Source organism: Streptomyces flaveolus (assembly GCF_000716535.1).
GTDB classification, from domain to species: domain Bacteria; phylum Actinomycetota; class Actinomycetes; order Streptomycetales; family Streptomycetaceae; genus Streptomyces; species Streptomyces flaveolus_A.
Map to the genome: position 1 here is coordinate 1 of NZ_JNWV01000167.1, position 365 is coordinate 365.

General features: G+C 74.0%; 1 pseudogene. It reads left to right on the plus strand.

The features are described from left to right. Window positions 1-365: pseudogene (locus OO52_RS45685) on the plus strand (helix-turn-helix transcriptional regulator); the annotation flags it as partial.

Genomic DNA, 365 nt, shown 5'->3' on the forward strand with positions numbered 1-365 from the left:
CGGCACCGCCGCCGCCCTCAGCGAAGGCGACTACGAAGCCGCCTACCTCCACGCCATCGGCATCACACCCCCCGGCACCTTCACCCCCTACGCCCACCAAGCCTCCCGCACCCTCCTCGACCTCGTCGAAGCAGCCCTGCACACCGGCCGCTCCGAACAAGCCCGCACCCACGCACTCGCCGCCCGCGGCGCGGGCCTGCCCGACATCTCCCCCCGCCTCGCCCTCCTCACCCACGGCGCCCTCGCCATGACCGCCACCGACCCCGCCGAAGCCGACGAGAACTACCACCACGCCGAAACCCACCCCGCCGCCGCCACCTTCCCCTTCGAACTCGCCCGCATCCGCCTCGCCCACGGCATCCGCC